Source organism: Streptomyces sp. NPDC005533, assembly GCF_042871845.1.
In the GTDB taxonomy this organism is placed as follows: Bacteria; Actinomycetota; Actinomycetes; order Streptomycetales; family Streptomycetaceae; genus Streptomyces.
This window is the reverse complement of record NZ_JBIAJH010000009.1, coordinates 166,440-182,057: the sequence shown is the minus strand read 5'-3', so window position 1 is coordinate 182,057 and position 15,618 is coordinate 166,440. Positions and strand designations below refer to the sequence as shown.

The 15,618-nt window shown below is 74.4% G+C and carries 12 protein-coding genes; 7 read left to right on the top strand and 5 right to left on the bottom strand.

Annotated elements, in window-relative coordinates:
- Positions 1 to 7: 7 nt before the first annotated feature.
- Positions 8 to 787 carry an ABC transporter ATP-binding protein gene (locus ACFYP3_RS12125; protein ID WP_388830676.1) on the bottom strand — a complete coding sequence of 260 codons (780 nt, stop codon included), beginning with the start codon at positions 785 to 787 and terminating at the stop codon, positions 8 to 10.
- Between the two features lie 313 nt (positions 788 to 1,100).
- On the opposite strand from ACFYP3_RS12125, the gene ACFYP3_RS12120 reads away from it, so the two are divergent.
- The 3 genes from ACFYP3_RS12120 to ACFYP3_RS12110 are packed head-to-tail and all read left to right on the top strand — an operon-like array spanning position 1,101 to position 8,331.
- Entirely contained in the window at positions 1,101 to 4,511 is a 3,411-nt protein-coding gene (locus ACFYP3_RS12120; protein WP_388830674.1) for an FtsX-like permease family protein, read from the top strand.
- Positions 4,508 to 7,378, top strand: coding sequence for a hypothetical protein (locus tag ACFYP3_RS12115; RefSeq protein WP_388830672.1), 2,871 nt, complete (start codon positions 4,508 to 4,510; stop codon positions 7,376 to 7,378). Before ACFYP3_RS12120 ends, ACFYP3_RS12115 begins: the two co-directional genes overlap by 4 nt.
- The gene (locus tag ACFYP3_RS12110; RefSeq protein WP_388830670.1) at positions 7,375 to 8,331 is read left to right on the top strand and encodes an ABC transporter ATP-binding protein; all 957 of its coding nucleotides are present in this window, start codon (positions 7,375 to 7,377) and stop codon (positions 8,329 to 8,331) included. The genes ACFYP3_RS12115 and ACFYP3_RS12110 overlap by 4 nt, the downstream gene beginning before the upstream one ends.
- A 14-nt stretch (positions 8,332 to 8,345) precedes the next feature.
- On the opposite strand, the gene ACFYP3_RS12105 is transcribed toward ACFYP3_RS12110, so the two are convergent.
- The 3 genes from ACFYP3_RS12105 to ACFYP3_RS12095 are packed head-to-tail and all read right to left on the bottom strand — an operon-like array spanning position 8,346 to position 11,489.
- The gene (locus ACFYP3_RS12105) at positions 8,346 to 8,900 is read right to left on the bottom strand and encodes a YbaK/EbsC family protein (RefSeq protein WP_388830668.1); all 555 of its coding nucleotides are present in this window, start codon (positions 8,898 to 8,900) and stop codon (positions 8,346 to 8,348) included.
- A gap of 58 nt (positions 8,901 to 8,958) precedes the next feature.
- On the bottom strand, positions 8,959 to 10,149 hold the full coding sequence (locus tag ACFYP3_RS12100) for an anhydro-N-acetylmuramic acid kinase (protein WP_388830666.1): 1,191 nt from the start codon (positions 10,147 to 10,149) through the stop codon (positions 8,959 to 8,961).
- Entirely contained in the window at positions 10,146 to 11,489 is a 1,344-nt protein-coding gene (locus tag ACFYP3_RS12095; protein ID WP_388830665.1) for an MFS transporter, read from the bottom strand. Before ACFYP3_RS12095 ends, ACFYP3_RS12100 begins: the two co-directional genes overlap by 4 nt.
- A gap of 413 nt (positions 11,490 to 11,902) precedes the next feature.
- On the opposite strand from ACFYP3_RS12095, the gene ACFYP3_RS12090 reads away from it, so the two are divergent.
- On the top strand, positions 11,903 to 12,313 hold the full coding sequence (locus ACFYP3_RS12090; protein WP_388830787.1) for a C40 family peptidase: 411 nt from the start codon (positions 11,903 to 11,905) through the stop codon (positions 12,311 to 12,313).
- Positions 12,314 to 12,405: 92 nt separating this feature from the next.
- Here ACFYP3_RS12090 and ACFYP3_RS12085 read toward each other — a convergent pair whose 3' ends face one another.
- Complete coding sequence (locus ACFYP3_RS12085; RefSeq protein ID WP_388830664.1) at positions 12,406 to 12,642, bottom strand: hypothetical protein; 237 nt, start codon at positions 12,640 to 12,642, stop codon at positions 12,406 to 12,408.
- Between the two features lie 185 nt (positions 12,643 to 12,827).
- On the opposite strand from ACFYP3_RS12085, the gene ACFYP3_RS12080 reads away from it, so the two are divergent.
- The 3 genes from ACFYP3_RS12080 (at position 12,828) to ACFYP3_RS12070 (ending at position 15,091) form a co-directional block, all read left to right on the top strand.
- Entirely contained in the window at positions 12,828 to 13,103 is a 276-nt protein-coding gene (locus tag ACFYP3_RS12080; protein ID WP_388830662.1) for a DUF6355 family natural product biosynthesis protein, read from the top strand.
- 476 nt (positions 13,104 to 13,579) lie between these two features.
- A complete protein-coding gene (locus tag ACFYP3_RS12075) occupies positions 13,580 to 13,819 on the top strand; it encodes a hypothetical protein (protein WP_388830660.1) in 240 nt (79 codons plus the stop codon).
- Positions 13,820 to 13,858: 39 nt separating this feature from the next.
- Positions 13,859 to 15,091 (top strand): PP2C family protein-serine/threonine phosphatase, encoded by a 1,233-nt coding sequence (locus ACFYP3_RS12070; protein ID WP_388830658.1) that lies wholly within the window; start codon positions 13,859 to 13,861, stop codon positions 15,089 to 15,091.
- Positions 15,092 to 15,618 lie beyond the last annotated feature (527 nt).

Genomic DNA, 15,618 nt, shown 5'->3' with positions numbered 1-15,618 from the left:
GTCACCCTCACCGGCTGACCACCTCGGCCGCCTCGGCCGCCTCGCCCGCGCCGGGCTCGACGACACGGCCGTCGCGCAGTTCCACGACCCGGTCGGCGAGTTCGATCAGGTTCGGGTCGTGGGTGGCGACAAGGATGGTGACCGACTCGCTGCGCACGACCGCACGCAGCAGTTCCATGATCGACCGGCCCGTCTCCGAGTCGAGCTGACCCGTGGGCTCGTCCGCGATGATCAGGTCGGGCTCGTTGGCCAGGGCGCGGGCCACCGCGACGCGCTGCTGCTGGCCGCCGGAGAGCTCGCCGGGGCGCTGCTCGGCGTGGTCCGCGAGGCCGACGAGGGCGAGCAGGGTACGGGCGCGCTCCTCGCGCTCCTTGGCGGGCATCCGGCGCAGTCGCATCGGGACGCCGACGTTCTCGGCGGCGGTGAGGACGGGGATCAGGCCGAAGGACTGGAAGACGAAGCCGATGCGGTCGCGGCGCAGGGCGAGCAGGTCCGCCTCGTCGAGGGATGCCAGATCGGTGCCGTCGAGGGTGATCCGCCCGCTGGTGGGGGCGTCGAGGCCGCCGACGAGGTTGAGCAGGGTGGTCTTGCCGGAGCCCGACCGGCCTCTGAGGGCGGTGAGTTCGCCGCGGCGGACCTCGAAGGACACGCCCCGCAGGGCGTGGACGGCCTGGGGTCCGCTGCCGAAGCTGTGGTGCAGGTCGTCCACCACCACGATCGGAGTGGCGGTGCCTTCCCGGGCCGCCGGTACCGCCGCCGTCACCGGTTCCTGGTGGTTGTCACTCATCGCCCGCACTCCCCCGTCGAGTTGTCTTCGTCGTTCGCGTCGTCCGCATGGTCTGCATCGTTCGCATGGCTCGCTTCATCCGCATCATCCGCTCGTACGCGGTGTACGCGTGGTTCGCGACGGCCGTGTGGGTCGCGTCGTCCATGTGGCGCGCCCGGCCTCTCGGTCCCCACCTGCTCCCGTTGCAGCTTTCTGATCGCATTTGCGCATCTGTCGCACCAGTCGCGCAAGACCCTTCCCTCTCTGGCTCGAATCTGACAGCATCGTCCGCTATCCGGTACCGAAGGTCCGGACGGGGGAGGGAATTCAACACGTGCTCGGCTTCGTCGTGCGCCGGCTGCGCGGGCGATGGCCGCTCGCCGTCGCCGTGCTGCTCACCGTACTGATCACCGCGACCGCTCTGACCGCGCTGACGGCGTTCACCGGTGGCGTGGAGGAGGAGGGGCTCCGGCAGGCCCTGACCGGCTCGGAACAGGCCCGGACCACCGTCGTGGTCACCAGCGGCCATCCGGCCTCCTCCCGCGCCAAGGACGACGAGTCCCTCCGGGCCTACGCGGACGAGGTGTTCGGGCGGCTTCCGGTCACCACCGAGAGCGTGGCCCGCAGCCGTTCCTACGGACTGCCGGGTGCGGCCACTTCGGGCCACGACGCCGACCTGACGTTGCTCGCCGCGCTCGGCCGGGAACACGTACAACTGCTCGCCGGCCAGTGGCCCGCACCGGTCACCGGCACCGGCACCCCGGCCGCACCGATGCAGGTGGCCGTACCGCGCGCGGCCCTGGCCCGGCTCGGCCTGGCCGAATCCGCGCTGCCCGCACCGGTCCGGCTGGACGACCGCTTCGACGGCGCCGCGCTGACCGTACTGGTCACCGGCGTGTACCGGGCCTCCGATCCGGACGCCGGGTACTGGCGGCTCGACCCGCTGGGCGGCCGGGAGATCCAGTCCGGCTCCCTCGCCACCTACGGCCCGCTCCTGGTGGACGACAGCGCCTTCACGACCGGCGCCCTCCTGCAGAACTACCGCCTCACGCTGCTCACCCCGGACCTGCGCACGATCCGCGCCTCCGAGGCCGAGGCCGTCCGGGCCGCCGCGAAACCCGCCGGCGACAGCCTGGAGCGCACCACCTCCCTCCGCACCGCCACGGAACTACCCAAACTGCTGGCCGAGTTGGACTCCGGCATGCTCGTCGCCCGGTCCACCCTGATGGTGGGAGCGCTCCAGCTCGCCGTCCTGTCCACCGCGGCACTGCTCCTCGTCTCGCACATCCTGACCGTGCGCCAGGAGCCGGAGCGGGTCCTGCTCACCGCGCGCGGCGCCTCCCGCCGACGCCTCGGCGCGCTCGGCGCGGCCGAGTCGCTGCTGCTCGCCCTGCCCGCGGCCGTCCTGGCCCCGCTGCTCACACCACCCCTGCTGCGCCTGTTCGGCCGGTTCGGACCGCTCGCGCAGGTCCACCTGCGGATCCCCGACACCTGGCTGGTCTGGCCGGTCGCGGCCGGCTGCGCCCTCGCCTGCGTCCTGCTGACGACCCTGCCCTCCGTCCTGCGCGGCGCCTCGGCCGCGGTCCTGCGCCGCGCCGGCGGCAGGCAGGCCCTGGTCACGGGCGCCGCCCGCTCCGGCCTGGACCTGGCCGTGATCGTCCTCGCGGTCCTCGGCTACCAGCAGCTGTCGCAGTACGGCGGTACGGACGCCCAGGTGCCCGACGCCCCCGCCGACGGCGGACTCGGCATCGACCCGGTCCTGGTCGCCGCCCCGACGCTGGCCCTGTGCGGGGGCACGCTGCTGGTCCTGCGGCTGCTGCCGTTCGCGGCGCGGGCCGGCGGACGACTGGCGGCCCGCGGCCGAAGCCTCGGCCCGGCCCTCTTCGGCTGGCAGCTCGCCCGACGGCCCGGCCGGGCCACCGGGCCGGTGCTGCTGCTCGTCCTCGCCGTCTCCAGCGGGATCCTGGCCCTCGGCCAGCACACCGCCTGGTCCGAATCCCAGCGCGATCAGGCCGACTTCGCGACCGCGGGCGGCCTGCGGATCTCCGGGAGCAGCATGGCCGCGATGGGGCAGGCCGGACGCTACGGGGCACTGCCGGGCGGGGACCGGCTGATCCCCGTGGTCCGCCGCTCGCAGCCGCTGCCCGGCGGGGGCACCACCGACCTCCTCGCGGTCGATGCCGCCAAGGTGGCCGAAGGCGTACCGCTGCGCGCGGACCTGCGCGGCGGCCACGGAATGCGGGAGCTGTTCGCCCCGCTCGCCGCGCAGGGTCCGGACGCCCCGGCGGGGGCCGCAGCCACCGGCGGGGCCACGGCCACCGGCACGGCCACGGCCACACCCGGGCAGGCTCCCGGTGTCGCCCTGCCCGGCTCACCCCGCCGGATCGAGCTCGGCGTGACGGTGCGGACCGCCGGCACGAGCTGGGCGGCCGTGAGCCTGCTGCTGCGCGACCGCTTCGGAGCGACCCACGGGACGCCTTCGGTCACGCTGCCCACCAGCGGCGACGCCACGCTCGCCTTTCCCCTGGACACCCTGACCGGTGCTCCGATCGGTTCGGCCGCGGCCCCGCTGACCCTGGCGGGGATACGGCTCTCGTATGCCGGGGACGACGGCCCCGCAGGCGACGGCAGCGAACTGACCCTGCGTCGGATCGGCGTCTCCGACACCGCTGACGGCGCGGCGACGGCGGTCGCCACCCCCGGACCCGCCACCCCCGGACCCGCCACCCCCGGACCCGCCACCCCCGGACCCGCCACCCCCGGACCCGCCACCCCCGGACCCGCCGCCACCGGCTGGCAGTCGGCGCCCCCACAGGGGCCCCGCACGCTGCGGCCGCCCGTGCTCTCCCCGCTCCCGGCCGGATCCACGGATCACCTGCAGGTGCGGTTCTGGGGCGGGGTCGGCACCGGGAAGGGGGTCAGCGCCGTGCTGTTCCCGGCGCCCGCCGCCCCGGCCCCCGCCGCGGTCCCGGCGGTCGCCACCAACGGCTACCTGCGGTCCATCAGTGCCTCCGTGGGTGCGACCGTCCCGGTCACGCTCGACGGCGCGAGCGTCCCGATGCGGATCACCGCCGCCGTCGACTCCCTCCCGGTGGTCGGACGGTCGGGGCTCGCCGTCGACCTGCCCACGCTCGGCCGGTTCCTGGTGGAGTCCGCCGGCCAACAGCCGGCCCCGCCCACCGAGTGGTGGCTGCCCGCCGCCTCGGCCGCCGATCCGGTCCCGGCCCGCGCGGCGACCGCGCTGCGCGAAGGGTCCAGGACCGAGCGCGTCGAGCTGCGCGAGGAGATCTCCGCGCGCCTGCTGGCGGACCCGCTGAGCGCCGGCCCGCAGAGTGCGCTGGCCGCCCTCGCCGCCGCGTGCGCGGTCCTGGCGGCGATCGGCTTCGCGACGTCGAGCGCGGCCGAACGGCGCGTGCGCGGAAGGGAGTTCTCGGTCCTGCTCGCCCTCGGCACCCCACGGCGGTCGCTGGCCCTGGCGTCCGCAGCCGAAGGCGGGGTGCTGATCGTCGTCGGGACCGCGGTCGGGACCGGACTGGGCGTGGCCCTCGTCCACCTGATGGCGCCCCTGGTCGTGCTCACCCCCGCCGCCGGCCGCCCGTTCCCGCCCGTACGGGTGGACCTGCCGTTCTGGCAGACCCTGCTGACGGCCGCCGCCATCGCCGCCGTTCCCCTGCTGTCGGCCCTGCTCAGCGGCCCCCGGGGCCGCGACATCGCCGGCCGGCTGCGTCCCGTGGAGGAGATGTGAGCACCCCGCCGCCGTCCGCCCGCGCCCCGCGGCCCGCGCCCTGGGTCAGGACCCGGTTGCGGGCGGCTCCCCTGGGTACCCTGCTCGCCGCCGCGCTGGCGTTCGTGGCGGTCCTGCTGGCCGCCGCGCTGCCGCGGGCCCAGGACCGGGGCGCCGACCAGGCCCTGCGGTCGTTCCTGGAGCGCAGCGGGCACACCGACACCAGCCTCCAGGTGACCGCGCCGGCCCCGGTGGCCGGGCAGAGCGCCGAAGCCCTGGACCGGACGCTGAAGAGCCTGCTGTCCCATACCGGAGGCACCTTCCGTGTCGACCCGGAGGCGGTGGTCCACGGCACGCGGACCACCAAGCGGCAGCCGCTGCTGAATCCGGAGCTCTCCCGCCCGTCCGGTTTCCCGCCCGCGATGTCCCTGCTGTACGTCCAAGAGGCCCCGGCCCACGTGAAGCTGGTGGAGGGGCGCTGGCCGAGCGACGCGCGCCCGCCCGCGGGTGCCCCCGAGGGGGCCGCCGCGTACGATCCGCCGCTGCAGGTGGCCCTCTCGCAGCGCGCCGCCGAGACCCTCGGCGCCCGCCTCGGGTCCGTGCTGAGGAGCACGCCCCTGGTCGACGGCACGCCGTCCGTGGAGGTCGTCGGCCTCTACGCGGTCCCCGACCCGACCGAGGACTTCTGGGTGGGCCTCGACTGCCTGCCGCGCGCCTGCGAGCACTACAACGGGGAGAACCTCTCCTGGCACGTCGACGCCCTGATCGGGGCCGGTGACCTCGGCCGGATGGACACCTGGGGCGACACCGCCGAGGACTTCTGGCGGCTCCCGGTGGATGTCGGCAGCCTGCGGGCCGACCGTCTCGCCGCCACGACGAAGGAGATCGCCTCGTACGTGGCCGGGCCCACCGCCGCAACCCTCACGCGGGAGACCGCCCGCCAGCGGCTGCGGACCACGTCGTGGCTGCCCGAACTGTTCAAGCAGGCCCACGACCGCAGACAGGCCGCGGCGCCGCTCGCCCTGATCGGACCCGCCGGGGTCGGCGGGGTCGCCTTCGTGGTCCTGTGCCTGGCCGGCGCGCTCGCCGGGGACCGCCGGGACGCCGAGCTGCGCCTGCTGCTGGCGCGCGGCGGCTCGCGCGCCGGCATCGTCGGCCGGCTCCTCGGGGAGGGAGCCGTCACCGTGCTGCCGGCGGCCACGGCCGCCACCGCGCTCGCCGTGCTCCTGTTGCCCACGCCCCGGCTCGCTCCCGCGCTGCTCTCGGCCGCGGTGGTCGCCCTGTTGGCGCTCCTGGCCTTCCCCGTACGGGCGGCCGTACTGCTGACGCCGGCGCGTCCGGCCGGGCGGTGGCGCAGGCCCGTGGCCGAGCTGCTCGTCCTCGTCGCCACGGCCGCCGCCGTACTGGAGGTCCGCCGCCGCGGGGTCGCCCCGGCCGGCAGCGACCCGGACCCGCTGCTGGTCGCGGCTCCGCTGCTGCTCGCGCTGTGCGGGGGCCTGCTGCTGGCCCGGCTGCAGCCGGTCGTGACCGGCTGGCTCGCCCGGGCGGCCGGCCGCCGCTCCGGCCTGGTCGGCTTCCTCGGGCTGGCGCGGGCCGCCCGCGGCTCGGGAGCGGGCGGGAGGCAGGCCCGTGGTCGGAGCGGCCCCTCCGTCCTGCCGATGGTCGCGCTGCTCCTCGCCATCACCACGGGTGGGTTCGGCGCTGCGGTCCTGGACTCGGTGGACGCGAACCGGCTGGGGGTCGCCCGGCTGGCGGCCGGGGGTGACGCGGCGATCACCGCGTTCGGGAAGGCCTCGCTCCCGGCCGGGCTCGCGAAGGCCGCCGGTGAACTGCCGGGCGTACGCACCTCCGTGTCGCTGTGGATCGACCACGACTCGTCGATCCTCGGCATGACCCTGCGCTCCACCCAGACCTCCGTGATCGTCGCCGAACCGGCCGCCTACGCGGAGCTGTCGCGCGTCCTCGGCTGTGGCTCCTTCGACCCCGCCCTGCTGGCCGCGGGCGGCACGCAGTCCGCCGACGCGCCCGTGCCCGCGCTGTTCAGCGCCGGGCTGGCGCGGCTGGCGGGCCCGGGCACGTTCACGGTGCGGCCCGGCAACGGCGGAGAGGTGAAGGCACAGGTCGTCGGCGTGATCGACTGCACCCCGGCCCGCCCCGCCCGGGACGCCGCGACCGTCGTCCTGCCGGCGGGCCCGGCGACGGCCCTCGTCGGCGCCGACCAGCCGAACCAGTGGCTGGCCCTCGGTTCCGTGGACGGGGAACGGCTGCGCGCGCTGGTCCGGGCTGCGCTCCCGCCGGCGTCCCCGACGCAGGGCTCGTCCCCGGCGCCGTCGCCGTCGCCGTCCTCGGCAGTCGCCGCGGGTCGGGATCCGGGCGCCGCGGCAGACCCCGCCGACGACGTGTACCCCGTACGCACCAGCGCGGAGGCCGTCGCCGAGCTGGGTGCCGATCCGCTGCAGCGGTCGGCGGAGCGCCTGTTCTGGGCGTCCGTGGCGGGGGCCGCCGGCTTCGCGCTGCTGGCCGTTCTGCTGACGCTGATGCGGACCGTTCCCGAACGTGCGGCGCTGCTGGCCCGGCTGCGCACCATGGGGCTGCGCCGCCGCCAGGGTGTGGCGCTGATCCTCGCCGAGACCCTGCCGCAGACCCTGGCGGCGACGTTGGGCGGGGCCGTGGTGGCGGCGGCCGCGGTGGCGTTGCTGGGTCCGGCGATGGACCTGTCCACGCTGGTCGGAGCGAGCGTGCCGACGGGTGTCCGGCTCACCGCGGGGCCCGTGCTGACCCAGGCCCTGGGCCTGGCCGCCCTGGTCGCCGCGACCGTGCTCGTCGAGGCGGCGACATCCGGACGACGGCAGATCACCACCGAGTTGAGAGCGGGAGACCAGCGTTGAACACCGACCAGCCGACGTACGAGGAGCTGCGCCGCCGGGCGACGGCCGCCGCGGAGCCGCGCACCCCGGCGGTGGACGCCGCGATCGCCTGCGACCGTCTGGTCCGGATCTTCAGCACGGACGGCATCGAGGTGCAGGCCCTCCAGGGGCTGGAGCTGACGGTCGCCCAGGGTGACCTGGTGGCGCTCGTGGGCGCCTCGGGCAGCGGCAAGTCCACCCTGCTGAACATTCTGGCGGGCCTGGACGTCCCGACGGCGGGCAGCGCGGCGGTCGCCGGCTACGACCTGTTGGACCTCTCGGCGCGGGACCGGCTGCGCTACCGGCGCGAAGCGGTCGGCTTCGTCTTCCAGCAGACGGCCCGCAACCTGCTGCCGTTCCTGACGGCCGGACAGAACGTCGCGCTGCCGATGCAGTTGAAGGGCGGCGGCGGCCGGCGTGGCGCGGGCGCACGCCACGCCGCCCGGGTCACGGAGATCCTCGACGCCCTCGGCATCGGCGAGCTGGCGCACCGGCGCCCGGCGGAACTGTCCGGCGGCCAGCAGCAGCGCGTCGCGATCGCCGTGGCGATGGCGAACGACCCCAGGGTGCTGCTGGCCGACGAACCGACGGGCGAACTGGACTCGGAGACGACGGCGGCCGTCTTCGAGGCCTTCCGCACGGTGAACAAGGAACTCGGCGTGACGGTGGTCATCGTGACGCACGACCCCATGGTGGCGGGCGAGGTCCGTCGCACCGTGGCGATCCGCGACGGCCGCACCAGCAGCGAGGTCCTGCGCCGCCTGGTGACGGACGAGCACGGCGAGGAGTCGATCAGGGAACGCGAGTACGTCGTCCTGGACCGCTCCGGCCGCGTCCAGCTGCCCCCGAAGTTCCTGGAGGCCCTGGGCATGGAACACCGTCTGGCGGTCGACCTGGCCCCGGACCACATCGAGCTCCGCCCGGACCGCAGTTAGCGATCGCGGGAGCGTCAGGGAGCGAGGCCCTCGACGATTTCGGCACCGGGGAGCTCCGCGAACAGTTTCCCGGGCGCGATGAGCTTGCCGCGGCGGCGACCGCTGCCGACGAGTACGTACGGCATGTCGGCGACCGCGGGGTCCACCAGGAGCGGCCAGCCGTCCGGCAGACCCAGCGGGGTGATGCCGCCGTACTCCATGCCCGTCTGCTCCACGGCCGTCTCCATCGGCGCGAAGGACACCTTGCGCGCGCCCAGGTGACGGCGGACGGCGCCATTCACGTCGGCCCGGCCGGCGGAGGGCACGAGGCAGGCCGCGAGGGTGGTCGCGCCGCCGCGCTTGGCGGCGACCACCACGCAGTTCGCCGACTGGCCGAGCAGCTCCTGCCCGTAGTGCGCGACGAAGGCGCCGGTGTCGGCGATGGCGGGGTCGGTGTCCACATACAGGATCTGCTCGGCGGGGACGCGCCCGGCCCAGTTCCGCACCGCTTCGGCCACGGGCGGGACGAGGTCCGCGAGGCAGTCGGGAGCCGGCACCGCATTGTCGAAGGACCCGATGGGAGCGCGCATAAGCGCACGCTAACACCCGCCATGACGAAGGCAGGAGGTTGCCCACGCCTTGCCTCACTCAGCGCGAGGTCGGGGTGGATCGTACGGTCAGGGAACGGGGAGTTGCGGTGGGCTCTGCGGGCAGGCGGAGCGGGCGGCGGCCCGGGGTGATCGAGCCGAGGACGCGGGGGCCGTCGGCGCCGGTGCATCCGGGAGCGTTGCCCGGGAGGCCGTGCAGGGTGAGGTACCCGAGCACGGCGAACGCGTACGCCTCCTTCGCCGCGGCCGGCAGCCCGAGCTCCTCCGAGGTGCGCAGCGCCGTGCCGCCCAGTTCGGTGCGGAGCATGCCCGTCAGCGTCGGGTTGCGCACGCCGCCGCCCGACGCGTAGACCTCGGTGGCGCCCAGCGGTCGCAGCGCGTCGGCGATGGTCCGGGCGGTGAGGCACGTGAGCGTGGCGAGCAGGTCCTGCGGCGGGAGCTGCCCGAAGCCGGTCAGCCGGGAGCGCAGGTAGCCCTCGTGGAACAGTTCCTTGCCCGTGGTGCGTGGCGCGGGCAGCCGGTAGTAGGGGTCCGTGAGCAGCCGTTCCAGCAGGGCCTCGTGCACCCGGCCGGCGGCGGCGAGCGCTCCGTCCTCGTCGTAGGCGAGCCGCCCGCCGGTCAGCTCCCGCACCGCCGCGTCCATCAGCGCGTTGCCCGGACCGGTGTCGAACGCGACGGGGTCGCCGAACGGCGGGACCACGGTGACGTTGGAGATGCCCCCGATGTTCAGGGCGGCCGGTACCCCGGGCCGGCCGCGCAGCAGCATCAGGTCGATCAGGCTCACCAGCGGCGCGCCCTGGCCGCCGGCGGCGACGTCCCGCGGCCGGAAACCGGAGACGACGGGGCGGCCGGTGGCCTCGGCGATCCAGGCCGGTTCGCCGAGCTGCAGGGTGCCGTGGACCCGGCCGTCCGCCACCCAGTGGTACACGGTCTGACCGTGTGAGGCGATCAACGCGGCTTGCCCGTTGCAGAGTTCACGGTCCGCGCGGACGGCGAGCCGTCCGAAGGCCTGCCCGATGTGCGTGTCGAGGCGGCACACGTCGGCGAGCGTGATGGCGGAGGGCGGCAGAGCCGCCGCGAGCCCCTGGCGCAGCCCGGCCGGGTACGGCTCGCTCACCATGCCCAGTGGGGTGAGGTGCAGGGTGTCGCCCCCGGCCGGGAGCTCCAGGTCGCAGGCGGCGGCGTCGACAGCGTCGTACGAGGTCCCCGACATCAGGCCGACCACCCTCATCGCAGGGGCTCCCGGTGGTCGTTCGCGCGCAGGGTCAGGAGTGCGAGCGAGCTGACGGCGCAGGCACCGGCGGCGTAGTAGGCGGGGATGGCGGTGTCTCCTGTCCGGGCGATCGATGCGGTGATGACGAGCCCCGCGCAGCCGGAGAACACCGCGTTGGCGAGGGAGTAGGCCAGTCCGAGGCCGGTGCAGCGCACTCGTCGGGGGAACATCTCGGCGAGCATGGCCGGCCCCGGTCCGGCCAGCAGTCCGACGAGCGCGCCCGCCGTCAGCACGGCCGCGGCCCGGGCCGGTGGGGAGGCGTCCGGGGACTGGAGCAAGTGCAGCAGGGGGAAGGCGAGTACGGCGATGCCGAGCGCGCCGCCGAGCATGACCGGGCGCCGCCCGTACCGGTCGCTGAGCAGCCCGGCGGGCAGGATCGAGGCGGCGAACCCCAGGTTGACGAGCGTGGTGGCCAGGAGGGCGCTGCGGAAGGAGGCTCCCCGTGTGGACTGGAGGTAGGACGGCAGGACGACGAGGAAGGTGTATCCGGCCGCCGACCAGCCCATGATCCGCCCGATGCCGAGGACGACCGCACGGGCCTGCACCCCACCGCCGGGCGGCACTTGGCCGCTGCGGGCCCCGGACGCGGCCCCGGCCGGGGGCGCCCCGGGCGGCTCCTCCAGCGCGGTGCGCAGCCACAGCGCGACCGACCCGAGCGGCAGGGCCAGCAGGAACGGGATCCGCCACCCCCACGCGTACAGCTCCGGGGTGGACAGCAGCGTCGCCAGGGCGGCGGCCGTACCGGCGCCGGCCAGCAGGCCGAGGGCGACGGTGAAGGACTGCCAGGCACCGTAGAGGCCGCGCCGGCCCGGTGGCGCGTACTCCGCCATGACGGACACCGCGCCGCCGAACTCCCCGCCCGCGGACAGCCCTTGCAGCACGCGCAGGAACGTGAGGAGCCAGGGGGCGGCCGGGCCGATGGCCTCCCGGGTGGGGAGAAGCCCGATCAGGGTGGTGGCGAGCGTCATGAGCCCGACGACGAGGACGAGGGTGGGGCGCCGGCCGAGACGGTCGCCGAGGCGGCCGAAGAGCAGTGCGCCGACGGGGCGGAAGAAGAAGGCGAGCGCGAACGAGGCGTACGTGGCGACCAGCGCCTCGATCCCGCTCCCGGGTCCCGTGCCGGCGCCGCCTCCCGTGCCCGTGGGCGGGGTGAAGAAGTTGGCCGCGATGACGGTGGCGAAGCAGCCGTAGACGCCGAACTCGTACCACTCGACGAGATTGCCGGCCGAACCGGCGAGCAGGGCCCGGCGGGCAGCGGCGCGGGGCAGTGCCGCCGGGAGCAGTTCTGTCGAGGTCACCCGGGGTGAGTTCCCTTTCAGCGGTGGCCCGATGCCTCCTGGCAGCGCGGTTCAGCCGTACGCGCCCTGGAGTTGGCGAGCCGGTTTCGAAGGTCCGCCCATTCGGCGGGGTTTGGGGCCTCGATTGGAAGTCATGCATAACTATTATCTCGAATCGAATGCAAATTCGGGACAATTCGCGCCGTGTCCGAGACCGTCGTGCGCATCGTGTCGGAGAAAACTGGTCCGCCGTCAGAACCAATCCATGAAGCATTCCACCGAGAACAGGACCGACCACTGATCTGAACCGAACTGCCGCCAGCCAACCGATTGCGGAGGTATCACGATTGTCCTGCTCCAGGACCGACTTCCGAAAGGCCCCCAAGGGCTTTCTCCTCACGGGCTGTTGCCCCAGCGCACGCGCCGCCTTCTCCATACTGCTGCTCGCCGCCGTCGCACTGACCGGCTACGCGGAGCCGGCCGCAGCGGCCGCCCCCTACGGCGTCAGAGCCGTGGAGGTGGCCGCCTCCAAACAGGGCTCGCCGTACGCCTACGGCGCTACCGGACCCAAACGCTTCGACTGCTCGGGACTGACCCTCTACGCCTTCAAGAAGGCCGGCAAACGCCTCCCGCGCACCGCCGAGCAGCAGTACGAGCACACCCTCCACATCCCCAAGTCCGATCGCGTGACCGGTGACCTGGTCTTCTTCCCCACCGGCGCGACTATGGGCCATGTGGGCATCTACGCGGGCCAGGACAGGATCTGGCACGCTCCACGCCCCGGCACCTTCGTCCGTCTGGAACGGATCTGGAGCACAGAGGTCCGCTACGGCCGGGCCACCTGAACCGGCGCCCCACCTCCGAGGCCGCCCTAGGCCCCCCGAGGCCCCCGAGGCCCCCGCAGACCGTCCCGCCGCGCAGCCGGGCAGCCCGGGCGCTAGTGCAGCCGCCAGGTGAGTTTCCCGCCGCCCACCCAACGGACCGTGTCCGGGTCGTCGAGGTCGTGGATCGTGATTCCCGCGGCCGCGGCAGCCAGGATCACGTCGGTCATGGACTCCGCCATACGGACCATCTCCCCGTCGATCTCCACGATCCGGAAAGGCGGATCGCCGGGCTGCACCGCCAGCACTGTGACCCTCGGCGAGGAGATGTACGGGCTCGAGCTCTCTGTCATGCGGAGATCGTTCCATGCCGACGCCCACCTGATGCGATTCGTCGGCGCGTCTACCGCCGAGTGGACGAAGCCGGTTCCGGCTTCACACGATCGGTGTGTCGGGATACCGCTGAATCGATTCGGCCAGGTGGGTGGCACCTAGGGTGACCGCATTGTTGTCAGTAACCGAATTCCGAGGAGTTTCCGTGCACGCTCGTCGCCTCGCCACCGCCCTGCTGTCCGCCGGCCTGATGATCGCGGGCGGGCTGGTCACCGCCACGCCCGCCACCGCCGATCCCTGTGGGTACTTCGCCACGGGCTCCGATTCCTTCTACAACCACTGCACGAACGACGGCTCCCGGGTCATCATCGAGGTCGAGGTCTTCGGGCCCAACTACGAGAAGTGCGTAGGCCCCGGCAAGACCTGGCTCGGATCGCGCAGCAAGGTGAGCAACGCCCACTACGTCGGACGCACCTGCTGAGCCGTACGGGCGATGCGCCGGCGACACGGGGCGAGCGGGTCCGGGAGGACCGGCGTCCGTCGCCGGCGCAGGCCGACGGGGCAGGCGACCACGTGAAGTCCACGCCCCTCGGGGTACTTGTCCCTCACGGTGGGTACTTGTCCCTCACGGTGGGTACTTGTCCCTCACGGTGGGTACTTGTCCCTCACGGTGAGCACCACACGGCCCGGCTCGTTTCCGCGGTCCGCCGCCACGTGACGCTCCCCGGGGCATGGCGCCCCAGCCGGAACGGCGGCGCCGCTCACGACCGTTGCCCGAAGGCGGTACATGGTGACCCTCGTCGCAGACGTATCGGCGTTGCTCGGCGCATGCGCGCACGTCAGCTCCAGCACTGGCGGGAAGCACAACGCGGCGTGCCACGCCACGAGTTCACCTTTCCGTCCGGCGACCGTCCCCGCTGTCGCTGCCCCTCGCCGACTCCCACCCGAGGAGTACCCGTGGCCGTCCTCACCATGATTGCCGTGATCATCGGCGCCTGGTGCGCCGCCGCCGTCGCCGCCGCCGCACTGTACGTCGTACTGCGCGCCCGTCACGTCCGGCGCCAGCGAACGTCGGCGTCCAGGGCCGACGGCACCGTCCGCCGGTCCGCCCCCGGTGCAGGGTCCGGTGACCGGGACTCCTGCCGGGCGCGGACCGCTCCCGTTGTCGTGCACAGGACCGCGCCGGACGGGGCGTGATCGCCCTCCTTTCCCGAGGTCAGGCAATACGCTGGGCTGGTGAAAGGCACTGACCGGGACGGCCTGGAGGCACGCCTGCGCGCGATGGAAGGGGCTCTCGCGCAGGTCGGCACGTCGTTCGACGAGCGGGAGACCTGGCGGGAGCTCGCCGGATTCGTGGTCCGGACCCTGTGCGACGCCGCGGCCGTGGACCTGACCACCCGGGGCGGCAGGAACGAACGGGTGGCCACGGCCGGCGCGACGGATCTCCTGGACGGCCCCGCCGCCGAGATCGCCCCCGCGGTCCGGGCGCTGGACGAGGGGCATGCCGTGCACGCGTACACCGGCCGGGGTGCGGAGGGGGCCGTGCACGTCCTGTCGGTGCCGCTGCTGGGCCGGGGCGAGCTCTACGGACGCCTCCTCGTGGCCCGGGCGCGCGGCGGCTTCAGCGACCACGAGACGGCGACGTTGCACTTCGCGGCCCGGCTCGCCTGCACGCACATCGGCCACGCGCGGCGCCTGGCGGCGACCGAGAAGGTCGCACTGGACCTCCAGCGCGCCCTGGTGGCCGAACCGGGTCGGCCCCACCCGAACCTGGAGGTCGCCTCCCGCTACCTGCCGGCCGGGGCCCGCGCGCTCGTCGGCGGCGACTGGTTCGAGACCGTACGGCTGCACTTCGGCCGGACCCTGCTGGTGGTCGGGGACGTCATGGGCCACGGCCTGGAAGCCGCCGTCGACATGAACGCCTACCGCTCCCTGCTGCGGGACGTCGCCTCCACCGATCTCGCCCCGCACCGCGTCCTCCGCCAGCTGGACGCGCTGTCCGCGGCGGACGACAGCCGCCGCCCGGCGACCTGCCTGATCGTCCGCGTGGATCCCGCCCGCGGTACGGCCGTGTACGCGAGCGCCGGACACCTGCCGCCCGCCGTCTTCACCGGCGACGGCCCGGGCAGGCTGCTGGAGGTCCCCGTCGGCCCTCCGCTGGGTACGGGCATCGGCGGCTACGAGGCCGTCGCCCTGCCGCTCATCCCCGACCATACGATCCTCCTGTACACGGACGGCCTGGTGGAACGGCGCGGCGAGGACATCGACACCTCCCTGGCCCGGCTCGCGGCGCTCCGCATGACCGCCGGGGCCGCGGTCGCCGATGTGGTGGGCGCCGTCTGCGCCGGACTCGACGCACAGCACGCCGAAGACGACGTCGCCGTCCTCGCCGCCCGCCTCCGTCCCCGTACGCCGCACACGGTCGCCGGGGATGCCGGGCCCGTCGGTACCGGCGGGCCCACCGGCTGAGTGACGGCCGGGCTCGGTCCACGGCCGGGCGCGGCCGGTAGGGTCACGGCCCGGTTGCCCCGGGGGGCGGTTGACACACGGGGGTCATGACGCATGCCTGCGCCTGTAGGAATCTGGGAAGCCGCTGATCTGCCCGCGCGTCGGCTCGCCTGAGTGGCTCTCAATCCGTTCTCTCCGGAGGACGTCCTGTTGCGGCTGCTCGCCGACGGGCCGCCGGCCGTGCGGATGGTGCTGTGTCGGGACCGGATCCTGCCCGACGCGGTCGTCGAGGCCGTGCTCGCACACCCCGACACCCGCACCCGCAGCTTCTTCGCCCGAAACCCCCATGTCGATCCGGCGCAACGGGCCCAACTGGTCGACGGTCCCGAGTGGTTCGTCCACCCGGGGCTGCGTCGGGCCATGCCCACTCATCCGGTCGCGCAGGCCCGCCGTACGGGCGTCGGGAGGTGGAGCGGGAACTGCCCGACCGGCCGTGCCACGCGCCCTCGGGCCTGCTGCTGCACCGGGCCCTCAGCAGAACGGTCGTG